Origin of the sequence: Streptomyces sp. BE303, from assembly GCF_036290945.1 — a bacterium.
Classification (GTDB): domain Bacteria; phylum Actinomycetota; class Actinomycetes; order Streptomycetales; family Streptomycetaceae; genus Kitasatospora.
The window spans coordinates 1-374 of the sequence record NZ_JAQYWZ010000621.1 but is presented as its reverse complement, the minus strand read 5'-3'; the positions used below and the strand labels follow the sequence as shown (position 1 = coordinate 374).

The window sequence follows — 374 nt, the reverse complement described above, 5'->3', positions numbered from 1 at the left end:
CTCGGTGGTCAGGCGAGCGTGCCCGGGGTGTCCGGCACCTGGAAGGACCTGACCAACAGCGTCAACCTGATGGCCAACAACCTGACGGGCCAGGTGCGCAACATCGCGCAGGTGATCACGGCGGTGGCCCGCGGCGACCTGTCGCAGAAGATCTACGTCGACGCGCGCGGCGAGATGCTGGAGCTCAAGACCACCATCAGCACGGACGAGCACAAGCAATACCTCAACTCACACAATAAGAACGGGGTTGCCCGCCACGTCGGCACCGAGGGCATCCTCGGTGGTCAGGCGAGCGTGCCCGGGGTGTCCGGCACCTGGAAGGACCTGACCAACAGCGTCAACCTGATGGCCAACAACCTGACCAGCCAGGTCCG

1 protein-coding gene is annotated in these 374 nt (G+C 65.0%); it reads left to right on the top strand.

Annotated features, from left to right (window positions below):
- A partial coding sequence (locus PUR56_RS14380) for a HAMP domain-containing protein (protein WP_329949196.1) occupies positions 1-374 on the top strand: 374 nt, incomplete at both ends.